Source organism: Saprospira grandis str. Lewin (genome assembly GCF_000250635.1).
Classification (GTDB): Bacteria; Bacteroidota; Bacteroidia; order Chitinophagales; family Saprospiraceae; genus Saprospira; species Saprospira grandis.
The window spans coordinates 3998666-4017690 of the sequence record NC_016940.1; the positions used below are offsets into that span (position 1 = coordinate 3998666).

A 19025-nucleotide genomic window follows, 5' to 3' on the forward strand; every position below is an offset into this window, starting at 1 on the left:
AAAAACAAGAAGCTATGAAATGGCAAACAAGCATAAGACGGATTAAGGAAATTCAAGAGGAAATTGCTCAATTGGGCGAGCTCTCTAAAGCTCGGAAGCAGGAGCTCTGGGAGCGCATACGTTTGGATTGGAATTATCATTCCAATGCCATGGAGGGAAATACGCTGACCTTGAGCGAAACCAAAATTTTGCTGACGCATGGTATTCATGCGGGGAATAAGTATGGGCGACATTATGAAGAAATGAAACTTCATCATGAGGTACTGAATATGCTTCAGGCTATTGTGAGAGAAGAACGTCCTATTACGCAGCACCTTATTAGAGGCTTGCATGCCGAAATGATGGGGGAAAAGTATGAAATTGATGCGCAGGACCCTCAAGGGAATCCTGTAAAGGTAGCTGGACGGCCAGGTGAGTATAAAAAGACCCAAAACTTTGTGCAGCGAGGGGCTGAACGCTATACTTATGCAGCGGTGGAAGATGTGGAGCCTCGGATGCAATCCCTGATTGCTTGGCTGCAGGAAGAAGAAGAAAAGGGAGAGCGGCATCCCATAGAACTGGCCTGTCGCTTTCATTTGGAATTTGTAACTATTCATCCCTTTGATGATGGCAATGGCCGTATGGGCCGCATCTTGATGAATTTGATTTTGATGAGAATGGGCTTGGCCCCAGCCATTATCCTGAGAGAAGAAAAAGAGCAATACCTAAGAAGGCTGATTATTGCGCAGGATGGGGGAGCCCTGGAGCCCCTGCTTGATTTTGTCGCAGAAAGTTGTTTGGCCGCCATGGAGTTTCGCCTCAAGGCCTATAGGGGCGAAAGCTTAGAGCGGCCAGATGATTGGGAGAAGCGCTTGCTTCTTTTGCGAGAAGGGCCTAAGCTGCCCACATTAGAGAAAAATGCGGAGCGGGTTTATGAAAGTTACTATAAAAGCATTTTGCCTTTGTTTGAGCGCTTGAAAGATAAGCTGAAGCAGAATTTTGCGCCCTTTTTTTATGATGGGAAGGATACTCATTATATAGATGAAACGGAAGTATCCTTATCATCATTAGATTTAGATTTCGGTTTTAATCGTAATAAGATTAAGGAAGACCGAGATATTATGGATATGACAGGGATGCATAATTCTGGTGTTAGCTCTGCAGGACTTCATATACAGTTTATCTCTTTAATGGAGGACCGTACTAAAAGCTTAGAAATAACCATTAAGGCTTTTTTTCACGGCTATTCTTATCGAGTAGTGATTAGTTCTCCTCAAATAGAAGAAACCACTCTTCTAGATAAACGCTATGCCGAAGAAATAACTGCCGAAGAACAGGCTACAATCATCTCTACTATTGGTAGCTCATTAGCCAAACAACTAGAAGCACTATTAAAGAAAAAAGGGAATGAAGACAGAATATAAAAAAACAAAGCTGGGACTGATTCCTGAGGATTGGGAGCTGGTGAAGTTGGGGGATGTGGTGAATAAAATTTCTTCAGGAAAAACAAAAACAAAATCAGCAGAGGGGAAATATCCTGTTTATGGCTCAACTGGCGAGATAGGGAAAATCGGTAGCTCAGATTATAGTGGGAAGAGAATTTTGGTAGCAAGGGTTGGCGCTAATGCTGGAACTTTGTATCAAGTTGATGGCAGTTATGGAGTTTCTGATAATACATTGATTGTTGACGTTAAACCTGCTGCAGAAATAAACTATGTGTACAATCTTTTAATAAAACTTAGGTTGACACAAATGGCTTTTGGCTCAGGGCAACCACTAATAACAGGAGGCCAATTAAAAAGTCTAAAAATCCCCCTTCCCCCCCTCCCTGAGCAGGTTCGCATAGCGGACTGTCTATCGCAATGGGATCGGGGCATTGCCCTATTAGAGCGTTTGATTGCCCAAAAAGAGGAGCAAAAGAAGGGCTTAATGCAGCAGTTGTTGACGGGCAGGCAGCGTTTGCCGGGCTTTGCGGGGGAATGGGAGCGGGTGAAGTTGGGGGATGTAACTAAACGTGTTAAGAGAAAAAACACAGAGTTGAATGATAATGTAATTACTATATCTGCCCAAAGAGGATTTGTAAGACAAGAAGACTTCTTTAGTAAAAGGGTAGCAAGTAGTACATTATCTAATTACTATCTACTTCACAAGGGCGAATTTGCATATAATAAGAGCTATTCAAAGGGCTACCCAATGGGAGCTTTTAAGCGACTAGATGATTTTGATAAAGCTGTAGTGACAACACTTTACATTTGCTTTAAATGTAAAGAGCATGTAGACTCAGATTTTATGCAACAATTTTTTGAAGGAGGAATGATGATAAAGGGGCTGATGAGAGTCGCTCAAGAGGGAGGCCGAGCCCATGGATTATTAAATATTAGCTTAACAGACTTTTTTGATTTACCGCTAAGTCTTCCCCCTCTTCCCGAGCAAAAGGCCATTGCGGCGGTATTAAACACTGCGGATCGGGAGTTAAGTTTATTGGGGGCCAAGTTGGGGCAGTATCGTCTGCAAAAGCGGGGGTTAATGCAGCAGTTATTGACGGGGCGGAAGCGCTTGGTTTAGCAAATGTTATTATATTGAGGGGGAAAGAAAAAAACAACAGATATGGAATTGAAACGCTTAGTCCTAGAAGGCTACAAAGGCTTTAAAAACAGGCAGGAAATTGTTTTTCCAGAAGATCGCAAGCCTTTGGTTTTTGTGGGGATGAATGGGGCGGGGAAAACCGCTTTGTTGGAGGCGATACGCTTGGGCTGTGATGCTTTTGCTGCAGCCTTGTTTGATTCAGAGAGCGAAGGGTTGACAATCAATCAATTATCCTATATCGCTCAAGAAGTTCAATCCTCAATTCATATCGATAAGGAGGAAGCAAGCATAAAGCTAAGCTGGAGCTATCCTATTGAGGAGCCCTCAACGCTATTTTTTGTCCAAACAGATTTAAGGAATGGTCCAACTCTCTCCGAGGGCTATCGAAGAAGTCAGCTAGCTGGAAATTTTTGGGAGCTACCAAAGCGGATTCTTACGAACCTAAATGAACGTCGAAAAGACTATTCCTTGTCCTTGGCGGTTTATTATCCCTCGGAGCGTTTGATTGGAAAAGGGGATGACTATGATTTTGAGCTTGACTATTTTAATCGCAATCAGTTGATGGCTTTTAAGGGAGCTTTAGAGCGCAGTATCAACTTTCAGCAGTTTTTAGATTGGTTTAAGGAGCAGGAAGATTTAGAAAATGAACTGCGGATTAGCTCGAAAGATGACTATAGAGATCGTGCTCTAGAAGCGGTACGCCAGGCCATTGCATCTGTTTTAGATGATTTTAGTTCCGTTCGGATACAGCGACATCCTTATGTAGATATGGTGGTCAAGAAAGGGGAGCAAAAGCTTTCTTTAAAACAACTGTCCTCTGGTGAAAAGGCCTTATTGACTCTTGCGGGAGATTTGGCCATGCGTCTATCTTTGGCCAATCCGGGTTTAAAGCAACCCCTAGAAGGTCGGGGCGTGGTGATGATCGATGAGATAGATTTGCATTTGCATCCTCGCTGGCAGGTGGATGTTATTGGGCGTTTGCGCAAAACCTTTCCCAACATTCAATTTATTTTCACTACGCATTCGCCTCTAATCATCAATAGGCTGCCCCCCGAAAGCTTATATTATCTGGATAATAATGAATGTTATCCCGCCACAAGCATGGAGGAAATAACCTATGGGGCCGATATTGATCGGATATTGGCTTGGCAGGGCGTAAAGGATGTTTTGCCAAGGGATATTGTGGATAAGATGGATGAAATCAGCCTCTTGATTAAAGATAACGCATTGGAAAAGGCCCATATAGAGCTGCAGCAGCTAAAACAAAGGATGAACAGCGCTCATCCGACTTTGGCTGATTTGGAAATGGATTTAGAGTTTAAACAATCAGAAAATGAAATGGATTGATAAATCAAAACCAACTCCTGCAGACCTAAAAGAATGGCATGACTATCAATTATCCTTGGGGAAATTAGCTGCAGATTATGCAGATTCCAATGTAAAAGGAGCTGATATTTATAAATATCTCGATCATAGTCGAGAAAGGTATTTGGGAGATACGGAAGGCTATACTAAAGAGGCTCTCCGAAAAACCTTAGTCGAGGAGCAGGCTTATCTTTGCTGTTATTGTGGAAAACAAATAGAGCTTAATCATAAAACGATTATTGAGCATCTGTACCCCAAGTCCAAAGATAAAAGCAAGACTTTTGAGTACGCCAACTTATTGGCCTCTTGTGATGGGGGACAGCATTACAAACCCTTCTATACCCTCAAGGCTGCAGACATTAAGGCGAGCTATGAAGAGACTCTTAATACTTTGGAGGAGCAGCTAAGTTTAGAGCGAGATAGCCTTTTAGCCTTGTATGTAGAGATTCCGGTAGAGGAACATGAAAAGTGGTTAAAGCAATTATGTGATATTGAAAACCTAAAATCTGGGGATCAACTGTTTATTGCTCGTCCTTCTTCCGTACAACCTCATTGCGACGATAAAAAGGGGGGGCATATTATTCCCTTGGATCCAACAATGAAGACTATAGCCACTTATTTTGAATATCTCCCTTCGGGGAAAATCCAAGCTGCCAATCTCGCAGACCCAATAAAAGAGGAGGCCGTAAAAAAGACAATAGATAGATTGGGGCTAGATGCTCCCCTGTTAGAAGACGGCCGAGAGAGGGCTTTTAAAGAGGGGAAAAAGTGGAAGAGGAAGCTTGGGCTTGAGTATGGAAGAGCTACTCCAGATTATGAGAAGGCGGTCGCTTTTTACGTAAAAAAATGGAATCAGCCTGATGCTGCAGGGAAATTAGCCCCCTTTGTATTTGTGAAGATAGCGGCTCTCTGTTCTTAGTATAGTATTTTGGGGCCTCCTGCCTGCGGCAGGCGCTACGTTTCGCAGCTCGCTCTTCGCTCGGCCCTGCGGCGCTTGCAGCGCCTTGGTCTGCGGCTGCGCCGCACTGCTGCACATCGCTAGGCCGAATGGAAGCTCTGCGCTTCGGCCATATAGAAAAACGCATTACAGACAAACATTAAACATAAAAACAATGCAAAGACCATCCTTTAAAGAAGATCATATCTCGCAAATACCGGCTTTAGCCCTTCTAATCAATATGGGCTATCGTTATTTATCGCCTTCGGCTTGTTTGCAAGCAAGAGGGGGCAGTCATCGGACCGTATTATTAGAAAACATCTTGGCGCAGCAGCTCAAGCGGCTCAACAAGATAGAGCGGGCAGGCCAGCAAATAGACTTTACGGAGGCCAATATAGGGCAGGCTATTCGCCGCTTGACTAGTTTACCTTTGGCAGAGGGCTATATTACGGCTAGTCAAAAGCTCTATGATCTATTGACGGCGGGAATATCTTTAGAGCAATCCATAGCGGGCCAAAAAAAGAGCTACAACCTAAAGTATATCGACTTTGAGCATCCAGAGCGCAACTGTTTTCATCTCACAGAAGAGTATTCTGTTTTGCGTACGGGCCGCCGGGATCATTATCGGCCAGATATTGTCCTTTTTGTCAATGGGATTCCCTTGGGCATCATAGAATGCAAGCGGCCCGATATGAAGCAGCCCATAGCGCAGGCTATTTCTCAGCATCTGCGCAATCAGCAAGAGGATGGGATACGGAATTTGTATGTCTATGCACAAATCTTATTAAGCATCTCGACCAATTCGGGCAAGTACGCCACCAATGGCACCGCAGAGAAATTCTGGTCGCACTGGCAAGAGAAATTTGCCAATGCGCAGGCCAAGCAAGATTATGAGCAGCAGCTATATGCCCTAAAGAACCGCCCATTAAGCGAAGCAACTAAAAATGCCCTTTTTGAGGAGCGTTATCGCTATGTTCGTCAGTACTTTGATGCCTTGGGGGCAGAGCCCATAGCGCCTAGTCCGCAGGATGCCTACCTTTATGGTTTGTTTCGGCCTGAGCGTTTGTTAGACTTTGTGCGCAACTTCATTCTTTATGACAATGGGGTAAAGAAACTAGCTCGCTACCAGCAGTATTTTGCGGTGGCCAAGGCGATGGAGCAATTGCGGCCCATACAGGCGGGCAAGCGCTCCGGGGGCGTGATTTGGCATACACAGGGTTCGGGTAAGTCGCTAACCATGGTGCTATTGGCACAGGCCATTGTGATGGATCCACAAATCAAGAACCCGAAGATCGTACTCGTAACGGACCGCACGGATTTGGATGAGCAAATTACCAAAACCTTTCAGAAATGTGGGATGCCCGTAGAGAATGCAAAGACGGGCAAGCAATTGGTGAGGCTCTTAGAAGAAGATGGGGATGTGGTCATTACCACGGTCATCAATAAGTTTGAGACCGCAGTAAAGAAAATGAGCCAGCCCTTGCAGAGTCCCAATATCTTTGTTTTGGTGGATGAGGGCCACCGCACACAACATGGAACCTTCAATGTCAATATGGAGCGGGTATTACCCAATGCTTGCTTTATAGCCTTGACGGGAACGCCCTTATTCAAGAAAGACAAAAACACCTTGAGTAAGTTTGGGAAGTTGATCGATCATTATACCGTCGATCAGGCTGTCAAGGATGGGGCCGTTGTGCCCTTGCTCTATGAGGGGCGGCATACGGCCCAAACTGTAAATGCGGCAGCTTTAGATAACTTCTTTTCGATGATTGCGGAGCCCTTAACGGAATATGAGCGCAAGGATTTGAAAAAGAAATTTAGTCGGGCGGATCAGCTCAATAAGGCGGATCAGAAGGTTTATGCGCAGGCTTGGGATATTGCCAAGCATTTTGAGGAGAACTTTCAGGGGACAGGCTTTAAGGGGCAATTAGTGGCTCCCAACAAAGAGACGGCCATCAAGTACAAAGAATTTTTGGATGCCACTACTTTGGTCAGTAGTGAGGTCGTCATCTCGGCCATAGATGATCGGGAGGGAGAAGATAGTGCTTATGGGGCCAGTTCTGGTCGGCTAAACTCCTTTTGGAAAAGGATGATGGAAGAGCATGGAAATGCCAGTCGTTATCAGAAAAACATTGTCAATCGCTACAAAAATGAGGAGCATCCTGAGCTCATCATTGTTGTTGATAAGCTATTGACTGGTTTTGATGCGCCACAGAATACCGTATTATATTTGACCAGAAACCTCCGCAATCATAGTCTATTGCAGGCCATAGCGCGGGTCAATCGGGTGCATCCGGACAAGGACTATGGGTACATCATTGATTACTATGGGGTATTAGGAGCCTTAGATGATGCTTTGGCCACTTACTCCTCCTTTGATGATTTTGATCCTGATGACTTGAAGGGCACTTTAACCGATATTAAGGAAGAGATTGGCAAATTGCCGCAGCGGCATACGGATCTTTGGGACATTTTTAAAACGGTCAAAAACAAGCGAGATGCAGAGGCTTATCAACAGCTCTTGGCAGATGAAGCCATTCGCCTTAGCTTTTATGATAAGCTGCGGGCCTATGCGCGGACATTAAAAATGGCTTTATCTTCTGTAGACTTTCATAAGGAGGAGCCCAAAAATCAATTGGCCCAATACAAAGAGGATTTAGCCTTTTTCTTAAAGCTGCGGAAGGCGGTACTCACTCGCTATTCTGATCAGGTAGATTACAAGCGCTATGAGGGCCAGATTCAGAAGTTGATTGACCAGCACATCAGCAGTTCGGGAGTAGAGCAAATTGTAAGCATGGTCGATATCTTTGATACCGAGGCCTTTCAGGAAGAGGTGGAAAAAACCATAGGGGATCGGGCCAAGGCGGATAAAATAGCTTCTCGGACGGCCAAGCACATTAGTGAGCGGCTAGAAGAGGACCCTGCTTTTTACCGCAAATTCTCGGAGATGTTAGAAGAGGCTATACGAGATTTCAAGGAAAAGCGAATGACAGAGCTACAATATCTCAACAAGCTCAAGGACCTGATGCAAAAGGTCTTGAATCGGGAAGATAGTAGTTTGCCGGCGGCATTGGCTGGGCATTCGGAGGCACAAGCCTTTTATGGTTTGGCTTTGGAGGAGTTAGGGAATTTGGTCCCCTCGGAGCTGGAAGCGGAGAAAAAGCAACAGTTAGCCTTAGCTTTTGCCTTAACTAGCGATCAGCTCATAAAGGATATGATTGTAGTAGATTGGGTACAAAAGCAGGATGTACAGGGGCAGATGTCGATTTCGTTGAGTGATATTATAATTGATAGTTTAGAGGCAGAGGGCTTATCTCCTGATTTTGACCAGGTCTATCATTTAGTAGATCGTATTATTGCCAATGCCAAAAAGAGATATAAATCATGAGGGATGTCATTGCCTTTGGTTCCAAGCAAATCACTTATGAAATCAAGTATGTGGACCGTAAATCTTTGGGAATTACGGTCACGCCAGAAATGCAAGTGATTGTAAAGGTGCCGCCAGAGACCTCCTTGGCGCTGATTCGGGAGAAGGTGCACAAGCGGGCGCCTTGGATCATCAAGCAATTGAGTTACTTCTTATCCTTTCATCCTAGGCGGACAGAGCGGACCTATGTCAGTGGGGAAACGCATTTATATATGGGGCGGCAGTACTTGCTCAAAGTCATCCTTTCGGAGGGGCCGCAGGGTGTAAAATATCGGGGGCGCTATATAGAAGTGCATACTAAAGAGAAGGCCAAGGCAAAAGAGCTGCTTTTAGCTTGGTATCGGGGGCGGGCCGAGCTTAAATTTAAAGAAATTGCTGCGCCTTTAATTCAGCGCTTTAAGTCCTTTCATGAAGGGCCAAGCGCCATACAGTTAAGAGAAATGCCCAGTCGATGGGGGAGTTGTACGCCCAAGGGGAAAATCATCCTCAATCCAGAGTTGATTATGGCCCCCAAGCGTTGTATAGAGTATGTGATTATACATGAGCTTTGTCATTTGTTGCATCCCCATCACAATCAGGCATTTTTTGAGTTGCAGACGCTGCTCCTACCAGATTGGGAAAAGTGGAAATTTCGTTTAGAGCAATTGCTGGCTTAAGCTATTTGGCCTTCAGCCATGGCGGCTTTGCAGCCACCTGCAGCCTAAAGGCCGCAAATTCTAGAGCTGTAGGTTAAAACCCACAGCCAATTAACGAATGCATTTTAATATGGTATGGAGGGTTGAAACCCTCCATAGATAAACAGCTTCTGGGCGGTTTAAATCATAAATGCGGTGGCTAAGAGGTCCGTTAAAAGAATGAGGGTTTCAACCCTCATACATATATCATTGCGAAGCAATACCGCTGTTGTATGGCTGTAGGTTTCAACCTACAGGCCCGTATAGCAGGCCCGAAGGGCCGCAGGCCTAGGGGCCTGTAAGGGGGCCGCGCAGCGGCAGACCCAGCCAGCTTGCTGGCGCAGGGCCGAGCAGACCTGCGAGCCCTGCAAGGGCCCGGCCGCCAAAGGCGGCAGGCCCCCAAACCTACCCCCCAACAGCACTATCCAAAAGAGCCAAAATCCCCTCATGTACCTTGCCCATTTGCTCTTCTGTGATGCAGTAGGGCGGCAAAACATAGACCGTATTGCCCAAGGGGCGCAACAACAAGCCTCTCTGAATGAAAAACTGCCAAATCTCATCGCGGATGTTGTTGAAGTAAGAGGTGGAGTCGGGCGTCTGTAAATCAAAGGCCCAAACTACTCCCTTCTGACGCATATTCGTCACTTTGGGGTGCCCAATGATCTGCTGCCCAAAGGCTTTATGCTGCTGCTCGATCCAGCGAATCTGCTCCCAGGTTTTTTCCGAATTGGTCAGCTCAAAGCTGGCCAAGGCCACCGCGCAGGCCAAGGGATTGCCCGTGCAGCTATGCCCATGAAAGAGGGTTTTGTATTTGTCATCGGACCAAAATGCCTGAAAAATTCTATCGCTGCAAGTAGTCGCGCCCAAGGCCATCGTGCCGCCCGTAAGGCCCTTAGATAAGCAAAAAATATCGGGATCATGAGCCAAAAAATCACTGGCCCACCAACTGCCCGTTCGACCAAAACCCACCATGACCTCATCGGCAATAATGAGAATGTCTTCCGATTTGCAATGGGCCAAAAAAGGATCTAAGGCCGCAGCCTCATAGATCCGCATACCCGCCGAACCCTGTACCAAAGGCTCAAAGATAAATCCCGCAATTTCTCCCTGATGTTGGTCCAATAACTGCTCAAAAGCAGCCAAACTCTCGGCTTCCTGGCCAGGCAAAGGTGGCTCTACAAAAAGCACATCAAAAAGATAGGGGGCAAAAGGGGCCGAAAAAGCAGAGCGTCCCCCCACCGACATGGCCCCAAAGGTGTCGCCATGATAGGCCCCCTCAAAAGCAATGATCTTCGTTTTGGGGTTCCCGATGTTGTGCCAATACTGAAAACACATTTTTAGGCCCACCTCTACGGCTGTAGACCCATTGTCCGAAAAGAAGAAACGAGACTGATTATCAGGGAGTTTACTCAGTACTTTTTCGGCAATTTGTACAGCAGGCTCATGCGTAAAATTGGCAAAAATGACATGCTCCAATTGCTCGGCCTGCTGCTTGAGGGCCGCCGCAAAATTGGGGTGGCTGTGCCCATGCAAATTCATCCACCAAGAAGCAATGGCATCAATGTATTCCTTGCCGTCCTCATCCCAGAGCAAAGCGCCCTTCCCTTTCGCAATCGCAATCGGCGCCTCGGCCGTTTTCATCTGTGTAAAAGGGTGCCAAACGACAGCCTGGTCTCTTTGGACCAAAGAACTTTTCTTTTGCATAAGATTCTTTTTTGTGAGCAAAATGTTGGGCGAAAAAAAAGCGCCCCGGCCAATCTGACCAGCGCGCTTAAGATATAAAACTATTTAGAACTAGCCCAAATAGGCATTATACATCCAAGCCAATTTCTCTTGCTCCCGAATATAGTCGCTCATCAAGGCATTAGTGCCCTCATCATTGGCCTCATCAGAAAGCCCAAGCAGCTCGCGTTCTAGCTCAATAATGACCGAAAAGGCCTTTAGTACATGGGCCAAACCCTCTTTTCCATCAGTCACATTGGTGATTTCTTCAATAGATGATTGCTCCAAATATTGGCTGTAGGCATGCAAAGGCTGCTGCCCCAAAGTCAAAATCCGCTCCGCAATTTCATCGATTTTGATCTGCAAATCGGTGTAAATTTCCTCAAATTTGGCGTGCAGCTCAAAAAAGTTATCGCCCTTGATGTTCCAATGAAATCCACGAGTATTGATGTACAACAATTGGTAATTTGCCAATAGTACGTTTAGTTTTTCAGCCAATTGTTGGCTCTCGGCATGGTCCAAACCAATGGTAGTTGTCTGTTTTTTCATCATTGTTTTTTTATGAGTTAATGCCCAATTATACATAAAAAAAGAGGGATAATCAACCTTTCTAAGTGGTTTAGGACTTTCTTATTTTTTGGGGCCTCCGCTGCGGCCTGCGGCCTTGCGGCGGTTACTCCCGTTGGTCGTCGAACTGCGCCCTAAAGGGCTTGTTGTCGGTCCGCAGCTCGCAGGTCTGCTCGGCCCTGCGCAAAAAAACAAGTTTTTTGCTTGGTCTGCGGCTTCGCCGCACTGCTCCCCATCGCTAGGCCGTTTGGCCTTCGGCCATGGCGGCTTCGCCGCTATCTGCAGCCTAAAGGCCGCAGCTCCTAGAGCTGTAGGTTGAAACCTACAGCCAATTAACGAATGCATTTTTATATGGTATGGAGGGTTGAAACCCTCCATAGATAAACAGCTTCTGGGCTGTGTAAATCATAAATGCGGTGGCTAAGAGGTCCGTTAAAAGTATGAGGGTTTCAACCCTTATACATATATCATTGCGAAGCAATACCGCTGTTGTATGGCTGTAGGTTTCAACCTACAGGCCCGTATAGCAGGCCCGAAGGGCCGCAGGCCTAGGGGCCTGAAAGGGTGGCCGTCAGGCCAGACCCAGCCGCTGAAAGCGGCGCAGGGCCGAGCAGACCTGCGAGCCCTGAAAGGGCCCGGCCGCCGCAGGCGGCAGGCCCCAAAAAAAAACAGATAAAGCAGCTTAAAATCCCTTCAGTTAAAACAGTTCTTTGAAAAACGCCAAAACTTGGCTAATTTGCAGCCTTAGATCGAATTCATTTTTAGTATCATTCAAGACAAGAAAAAAAATGGAATATAGGCCACAGGAGATCGAAGAAAAATGGAGATCCTATTGGAAAGAAAATAAGACCTACCAAACTCCCACTACTTCAGATAAGCCCAAGTATTATGTGCTCGATATGTTTCCCTATCCTTCTGGAGCAGGTTTGCATGTGGGCCACCCCCTAGGGTATATCGCTAGCGATATTTTTGCTCGTTATAAGCGCCTTTCGGGCTTTAATGTGCTGCACCCTATGGGCTATGATGCCTTTGGCCTGCCCGCCGAGCAATATGCCATCCAAACGGGGGTACATCCTGCAGTATCTACAGCCGAAAATGTGGGCCGCTATCGCCAACAGCTCGATAAATTGGGCTTTAGCTATGATTGGGACCGCTCGGTCAATACTTCTTCTCCTGAATACTATAAATGGACGCAGCAGATTTTTATCTGGTTGTTTGAGCATTATTATGATACCACTGCCGATAAGGCTTTGCCCATAACAGAACTCATCCGTCAGTTTGAGGAAAAAGGCTCTGCCACCGTAGCAGCAGCCCATAGCCATGAAGAGCATTTCTCTGCCGCCGATTGGCAGGGCTTTTCGGCCCAAGAAAAGGAAGAGGTGCTCATGAATTATCGCCTAGCTTACCGCAAAGTGGGCTATGTGAACTGGTGCGAGGAACTCGGAACCGTTTTGGCGAATGACGAAATTAAGGATGGCCGCTCGGAACGCGGAGGCTTTCCCGTGGTCCAAAAACCTATGATGCAATGGGCTTTGCGCATTACTGCCTATGCCCAACGCCTACTCGATGGCCTAGATACGGTAGACTTTTCAGAGGCGCTCAAAACACAGCAGCGCAACTGGATCGGTCGCTCTGAAGGGGCCGAACTCTTCTTCCTCACCGAAAATGAAGAGGATAAAATCGAGGTCTTTACCACCCGCCCCGATACCCTTTTTGGGGTGAGCTTTATGGTGCTCGCTCCCGAGCATGAGTTGGTCCAAAAACTAACCACTGCCGAACAAAAAGAAGAAATTGATGCTTACCTACACTATGTAGAAGGCCGCTCGGAACGCGACCGTATGATGGATGTAAAAACCATTAGCGGCGCCTTTACGGGCAGTTATGCTATTCATCCATTTACCGGCAAAAAAGTGCCGATTTGGATCAGTGAATACGTTTTGGCAGGTTATGGCACCGGCGCTATCATGGCCGTTCCTTCAGATGATGAACGAGATCAGCGTTTTGCCCAGCATTTTGGCCTAGATATCTTGCCCGTAGTCGATCAATCGGACTACCCCAATGCAGAAATGGGCCAAAAAATCGGCAAACTAATCAATAGCGATTTCTTGAATGGCCTAGAGGTTAAAGCCGCTATTCCCAAAGCTATCGAAAAGCTAGAGGCCCTAAATATTGGCCAGCGCAAAGTGAATTTCCGCTTGCATGATGCCAACTTTAGCCGCCAACGTTATTGGGGCGAGCCTTTCCCCATCTCTTATGATGCAGAGGGCCTCACGCAGGTAGAAACCGCCTTGCCCGTAGAATTGCCCGAGCTAGATAATTTCCAACCTACAGCCGACGGACATTCTCCCCTGGCCCGAGTGGAGTCTTGGGTAAATACTCCCGAAGGCCGCAAAAGAGAAACCGATACCATGCCTGGTTTTGCTGGCTCTAGCTGGTATTTCCTCCGCTATATGGACCCCAAAAATGAAAATGCTCCCTTCTCTGAAGAAGCCGTTAATTATTGGCAGGATGTCGATCTTTACCTCGGTGGAGCAGAACATGCCGTGGGCCATTTGATGTATTCTCGCTTTTGGCATAAGTTCCTTTACGATTTGGGCAAAGTACCCACGCAAGAGCCCTACAAAAAACTGGTCAATCAAGGCATGATCCAAGGGATCATCGAGCAGATTTATATGTTCAAAGAAAAGAATGAAGCTGGCCAAACGGTCTTTGTTTCTGCCGACCGCATTGCCGAATATGGTGGCGAAGAGGCTTTTGCCCTTTTGCCTGTGCATATCGATTTTGTGAGCAATTATGGCCAAGAAGATTCTCATTTGGACCAAGAAGGGGTGGCTAAATTCCTGGAATGGCGCCCTAGCTATGCCGATGCCGAATTTATCTATAATGAAGCGGGACAGCTAATGACGGATAGCGAAATTGGCAAGATGTCTAAGCGCTATTATAATGTGGTCAATCCCGATGATATGGTGGCCCTTTACGGTAGCGACTGTTTCCGCCTCTACGAAATGTTCCTCGGTCCCTTGGAAGACTCTAAGCCTTGGAACACGAGCGGAATTTCTGGTGTGGCCAAATTTCTCCGCCGCCTTTGGTTGTTGTTCTACAGCCCAGAAGGGGAGTGGTTGGTCCAAAAAGAAACGCCTACGGCCAAAGAACGCAAGGCTTTGCACCATTGCATCAAGCAAGTGCAGCATGGGCTCGAAAGCTTCTCGCTCAATACCTGCGTGTCCGATTTCATGAAGCTCAGCAATGAGTTGCGCGATCTCAATTGCCATAAGGCCGAAATTCTAGAGGGTTTTGTCTTGTTGCTCGCTCCCTTTGCCCCGCATCTCGCCGAAGAACTTTGGCAGGCTTTGGGCCATCAGGAGTCGGTCTTCAAAACGGGGGCTTTCCCTAGCTTTAATCCCGCCTATTTGGTGGAGGATAGCATCGTTTATCCCGTTTGTGTCAATGGGAAAAAGCGGGCGGCTATCGAGCTAGCCAATGGTTTGGCCCAAGAGGCCATCAAGGAGCAAGCTTTGGCTCTAGAAGATATTCAAAAATGGATTGAAGGAAAGACGATCCGCAAGGTGATTGTTGTGCCCAAGCGCATGGTCAATATTGTGGTTTAAGTTTTGTTTAAGGTCTCCAAGTTTGCGAATTTGGAGACCTTTCTGTTTTTTAGGGGCCTCAGCTGCGGCTTCGCCTTGCTGCGGTTACTCCCTTTGGTCGTCGAACTGCGGTCTAAAGACCTTGTTGTCGCTTCAGGGCTCGCAGGTCTGCTCGGCCCTTCAGCCGCCTTTGGCGGCTTCGGTCTGGCCTTCGGCCACCCTTTCGCATCGCTAGGCCATAACTGTAGGTTGAAACCTACAGCAAAAATGCTATTGCTTCGCAATGATATATGTCTGAGGGTTGAAACCCTCAGGAATTTAACTTTTTGGCCCTCCTTTGATAAATGGAAGGCAGAATAGCAGGAAATTAAAGCAAGGAATAGAAGTGACAGGGCTTCTATTTTGCCTGCAGCTCACAAAAAAAATTAGAACTCAAAACCGCCCCTCCCCAAAAAAAGAAAGATGAAAGAATTTTGGAACCAGCGTTATGGCGCTGAAGATTTTGCTTATGGCCGTCGGCCCAATCGTTATTTTGCTGCTCATTTACATGATGTAGCGCCCGGAAAAATTCTCCTCATTGCCGAGGGGGAAGGCCGAAACGCTATTTTTGCCGCTCAAAATGGCTGGGATGTTTGCGCCTGCGACCTCAGTGAGGAGGGCCAACAAAAAGCCTTGGCTTGGGCCAAAAAAGAGGGCTTAGACTTGCGCTATGATCTAGGCGATTTTGGAGCCTTGGATTATCCCAAAGAAAGCTTTGATGCCTTGGGTTTGGTCTATGCGCATTTTCCGCCTCATCTCAAGGCCGATTATCTGCGCAAAGCGGCCGACCTCATTAAGCCTGGGGGGCTTTTGCTCTTAGAGGGCTTTGCTAAGGGACATACCGTCTATCAAGAAAAAAATCCGGCCGTAGGAGGTCCAAAAAATGTAGAAATGCTCTTTGATAAAGAGGAAATGCTCGAGATTTTCTCTGATTTTGAGTTCTCTATTCTCAAAGAGGAGGTGGTAGAGCTGCAAGAAGGGCTATATCATAATGGAGAGGCCGAAGTCTTGCGCATTATGGCCCAGAAAAAAGAAAACTAAAACATGCCGATTTATATCGATCAAATGGGCCGCTCTGTAAGGATTGCAGAGCGGCCTCAACGTATTATATCGCTGGTCCCTTCTCAGACAGAATGGCTGGCGGATTTGGGGTTGGAGCAGGAAGTCATTGCTTTGACCAAATTTTGTATTCATCCCAAGGCTTGGTGGCGAGAAAAAGAGCGGATTGGCGGGACCAAAAGCTTGGACCTAGACAAAATCAGAAGTCTTCAGCCAGATTTAATTATTGCCAACAAAGAGGAAAACAGCAAGGCAGAAATAGAACTTTTGGCCCAAGAATTTCCAGTTTGGATTTCGGATATCGCCAATTTGCCGCAGGCCCTAGAAATGATGCGGGCTTTGGGCCAAATTACGGGCCAAGCCGAGCGGGCCGAAAGCCTTTTGGGCCCTTTTGAAGAGGCCTTGGCGGCTTATCAGGCGCCTGCAGCTAATTTGTCGGTGGCCTATTTTATTTGGCGGCAGCCCTGGATGCTGGCCGCAGGCCAAACCTTTATAGACGAAATGCTCAATTGGGCGGGATTTAAAAACGCTCTAGGGCATTTGGCCCGTTATCCTAGTCTATCGCTAAAGGAATTGGAGCAAGAAAAAATTGATTTGATTTTCTTATCTTCGGAGCCCTATCCCTTTAAGGAAAAACATATCGCCGAGCTAAAAGAAATTTGGCCCAATAGCCAGATCCTTTTGGTAGATGGCGAGATTTTTTCTTGGTATGGTTCTCGTCTTTTTAAGGCCCCAGATTATTGTCGGGCGCTATGGAAAAGAATCTTGGCGGCAGGGAAGTTGGGCGGCTAGCCGCCCTTGGCCCGCAGGGCCAAAACGGCTGAGGGATGGATAGTGGTGCGGCGCAGCCGCAGACCGAGCCAGCTTGCTGGCGAAGGGCCGAGCAGGCCTGCGAGCCACGACACAGCCCGACCCGAGCCGATAGGCGAGGGGCAGCCCCAAAAGAAAAAAAATAATCAGTTTATCAACAGCTAATTGGATTTAACGCTATGAAAAACAGAAAGTATCCCCTTTTACTCTTGTCTTTTGCGCTTTTGGGCGCCAATAGCCTGATGGGGCAAACCTTTAGTGAGTATGATTGGGGGGGCGAGATGCCCAAAGCGGGGGAAATTCCCGCAGAAATGCAGCAAGAAGATGCCGTCATTCTGAAAAGCTCGACCTATAGTAGCAATGAGTTTTCGGGGACCTTCCCTTATATCGAGCAGCTGGCCAACTACAAAGAATACCAGCATATTAAGTTCTTGAAAGCCGAGGCCACAGAGGATTATGAGCATCTGATTATTCCCAAATTTAAGGGCCGAATTGGCGATTTTGTGCAGATGAAATATGTGGATGTGCGCATTCGCAGAAAAGATGGCAGCCTAGAGGACCTGGTCATTCGGGACTTGGAGCAGCCCAAATTTGAGGAAGATGATGAGTTGTATGAGACGCAAAAAAATGCATATATCTATAAGTTGCCCAAGCTAGAGCCGGGTGATGAGATGGAGCAAATTACGGTGATTGAGTCGAAATTTCCGGACCAAGGGCGAATTGTTACCTTATATAAGGACTACCCTGTATTGGAAAGTGAATTTAAGATTTCTGTTCCGACCTCAGTGGGTTTGAAAGGGCAGATTTATAATGGGATGCCTGCGGTAGACATTAAGGAAAGAGGCGAGCAGCGCTTTTATACTTGGAAAATGAACAACCTAAAAGCGGTACCAGAGGCCAATAGTTCGGGGACCATTTTCACGACCGAGCTGGAGCATTTTGTCTATGAGCTAGACTTTTCGGCTTTGCGTTCGGACCGCAGCATGAAGGTGAACAACTTTAGCGACCTTTTGCGTCAGTATAGCACGGACTTTATGGATGTGCGTATTCGTTCGAAGAAGAAAGTGCGCAAATTTTATGAAACCCTTTTTGCAGAAGGCGCCAAAACCTTTAAGAAGTCGGCAGAAGAACTGAGCGTAGTCGAAAAGGCCTACTTGATGAACAACTTTGTGGTCCGGGAACTACAATTGGTGGGGCGCCTTAAGGACTTTGAAGAAAGTGAGGGCATTGATTATTTCTTGACCAATAAGAAAGCGGACTTTAGCAGTTTACTTTGTATTTACCGCGACTTTTTTGAGCGTCATAATATCGAGTTCTATTTTGGCATTGGCAAAAGCCGATTCAATGGACCTTTTGACAAGGACTATCCTTCGGCCACGCAGATTAGCTCTTACCTCTTTGTCTTTAAGGATGAAAACGGTTCGCTCTTTACCATTACGCCCACAGGAGGCTTGAATGAATTGCCTGCAGAACTGCAGAATACCAGCTGTTTCATGCTTGATCTCAATGATAAAAAGGCTAGTTTGCAATCGATCAACTTTAATGATGCCGTTTTAAAGGACAGCAAAAACAACAGCCGCAAGCGCCGTTTGCAACTGACCGTAGCCAAAAATGGAGATGCTGTCATCAAGGGCGATCTCAAGCTTTCGGGTTTGTTTTCTGGCCAACGCAGCAATTGGGTAGCCGCCAATAAAGAAGGGCAAGACAGTTTGAAGCTGGCTTTAGAGCGTAGCCTAAGCAGCCGTTTTGATGACCGTGAAGTAACTGTAAAGTCGGTAGAAATCAAGCAATTGAACATTGTACAACCCTATGCTTTCTCATTGGTCTATGAAGCCGAAGTAAAAGGTCTTTTTGAAGAAAAAGAGGGCAAAATCTCGCTCAAGCTCAAAGACTGGTTGGGCCATAGCATTCGCTGGGTTAGCAATGCCGACAAGCGTACCTTAGATTATCACAACCGCTTTTTGGGCCAAGATGAAGAAGAAATCTTCTTGGTTTTTGAATCGCCTAGAAAGGTGGAGGAAATTAAAAGTCTAACGGCCAAAAAAGACAATGATCAAGCTACTTATAGCCTAAAAGTGAGTCAAATGCAGCCCAATGTGGTGCGCATCAACTCTAGCTATAGCGTCAAGCAATTGGACCTTAGCCCCAAAGAGGCCAAAAAGCAACAAGAGATCAATAAACTTTGGGATGAATTGACCGACAAACGCATTTACCTCAAATAAGCTCAGCAAGTTGAGCAAAATACTAAGGGCGGCTCCTCATCTGAGGAGCCG

General features: G+C 46.6%; 12 protein-coding genes. 10 read left to right on the top strand and 2 right to left on the bottom strand.

The window, feature by feature from the left end; all coding sequences use genetic code 11:
- Positions 1–14 precede the first annotated feature (14 nt).
- The 6 genes from SGRA_RS17720 to SGRA_RS17745 all read left to right on the top strand — a co-directional run bounded on the left by SGRA_RS17720 (position 15) and on the right by SGRA_RS17745 (position 8950).
- Positions 15–1403 (top strand): Fic family protein, encoded by a 1389-nt coding sequence (locus tag SGRA_RS17720; protein ID WP_015694192.1) that lies wholly within the window; start codon positions 15–17, stop codon positions 1401–1403.
- Positions 1387–2544 carry a restriction endonuclease subunit S gene (locus tag SGRA_RS17725; RefSeq protein ID WP_015694193.1) on the top strand — a complete coding sequence of 386 codons (1158 nt, stop codon included), beginning with the start codon at positions 1387–1389 and terminating at the stop codon, positions 2542–2544. Before SGRA_RS17720 ends, SGRA_RS17725 begins: the two co-directional genes overlap by 17 nt.
- A 42-nt stretch (positions 2545–2586) precedes the next feature.
- The gene (locus SGRA_RS17730) at positions 2587–3912 is read left to right on the top strand and encodes an AAA family ATPase (RefSeq protein ID WP_015694194.1); all 1326 of its coding nucleotides are present in this window, start codon (positions 2587–2589) and stop codon (positions 3910–3912) included.
- Positions 3899–4849 carry an HNH endonuclease family protein gene (locus tag SGRA_RS17735; protein ID WP_015694195.1) on the top strand — a complete coding sequence of 317 codons (951 nt, stop codon included), beginning with the start codon at positions 3899–3901 and terminating at the stop codon, positions 4847–4849. The genes SGRA_RS17730 and SGRA_RS17735 overlap by 14 nt, the downstream gene beginning before the upstream one ends.
- 193 nt (positions 4850–5042) lie before the next feature.
- Positions 5043–8255 (top strand): type I restriction endonuclease subunit R, encoded by a 3213-nt coding sequence (locus tag SGRA_RS17740; protein ID WP_015694196.1) that lies wholly within the window; start codon positions 5043–5045, stop codon positions 8253–8255.
- On the top strand, positions 8252–8950 hold the full coding sequence (locus SGRA_RS17745; RefSeq protein ID WP_015694197.1) for a M48 family metallopeptidase: 699 nt from the start codon (positions 8252–8254) through the stop codon (positions 8948–8950). Before SGRA_RS17740 ends, SGRA_RS17745 begins: the two co-directional genes overlap by 4 nt.
- A 423-nt stretch (positions 8951–9373) precedes the next feature.
- Here the strand turns inward: SGRA_RS17745 and bioA are convergent, their stop codons facing one another.
- Both bioA and SGRA_RS17760 read right to left on the bottom strand, forming a co-directional pair.
- The gene (bioA, locus tag SGRA_RS17755) at positions 9374–10672 is read right to left on the bottom strand and encodes an adenosylmethionine--8-amino-7-oxononanoate transaminase (RefSeq protein ID WP_015694198.1); all 1299 of its coding nucleotides are present in this window, start codon (positions 10670–10672) and stop codon (positions 9374–9376) included.
- Between the two features lie 90 nt (positions 10673–10762).
- Positions 10763–11242: a Dps family protein gene (locus SGRA_RS17760; RefSeq protein WP_148268392.1), complete on the bottom strand. Its 480-nt coding sequence runs from the start codon at positions 11240–11242 to the stop codon at positions 10763–10765.
- Between the two features lie 803 nt (positions 11243–12045).
- Between SGRA_RS17760 and leuS the strand changes: the two genes are divergently transcribed.
- The 4 genes from leuS to SGRA_RS17790 all read left to right on the top strand — a co-directional run bounded on the left by leuS (position 12046) and on the right by SGRA_RS17790 (position 18974).
- Positions 12046–14865 (top strand): leucine--tRNA ligase, encoded by a 2820-nt coding sequence (gene leuS, locus SGRA_RS17770; protein WP_015694202.1) that lies wholly within the window; start codon positions 12046–12048, stop codon positions 14863–14865.
- Between the two features lie 441 nt (positions 14866–15306).
- Positions 15307–15924, top strand: a complete 618-nt coding sequence (locus tag SGRA_RS17780) for a class I SAM-dependent methyltransferase (protein WP_015694204.1) — start codon at positions 15307–15309, stop codon at positions 15922–15924.
- 3 nt (positions 15925–15927) lie between these two features.
- Positions 15928–16734: an ABC transporter substrate-binding protein gene (locus tag SGRA_RS17785; RefSeq protein WP_015694205.1), complete on the top strand. Its 807-nt coding sequence runs from the start codon at positions 15928–15930 to the stop codon at positions 16732–16734.
- A gap of 197 nt (positions 16735–16931) precedes the next feature.
- Positions 16932–18974: a DUF3857 domain-containing protein gene (locus SGRA_RS17790; RefSeq protein WP_015694206.1), complete on the top strand. Its 2043-nt coding sequence runs from the start codon at positions 16932–16934 to the stop codon at positions 18972–18974.
- Positions 18975–19025 lie beyond the last annotated feature (51 nt).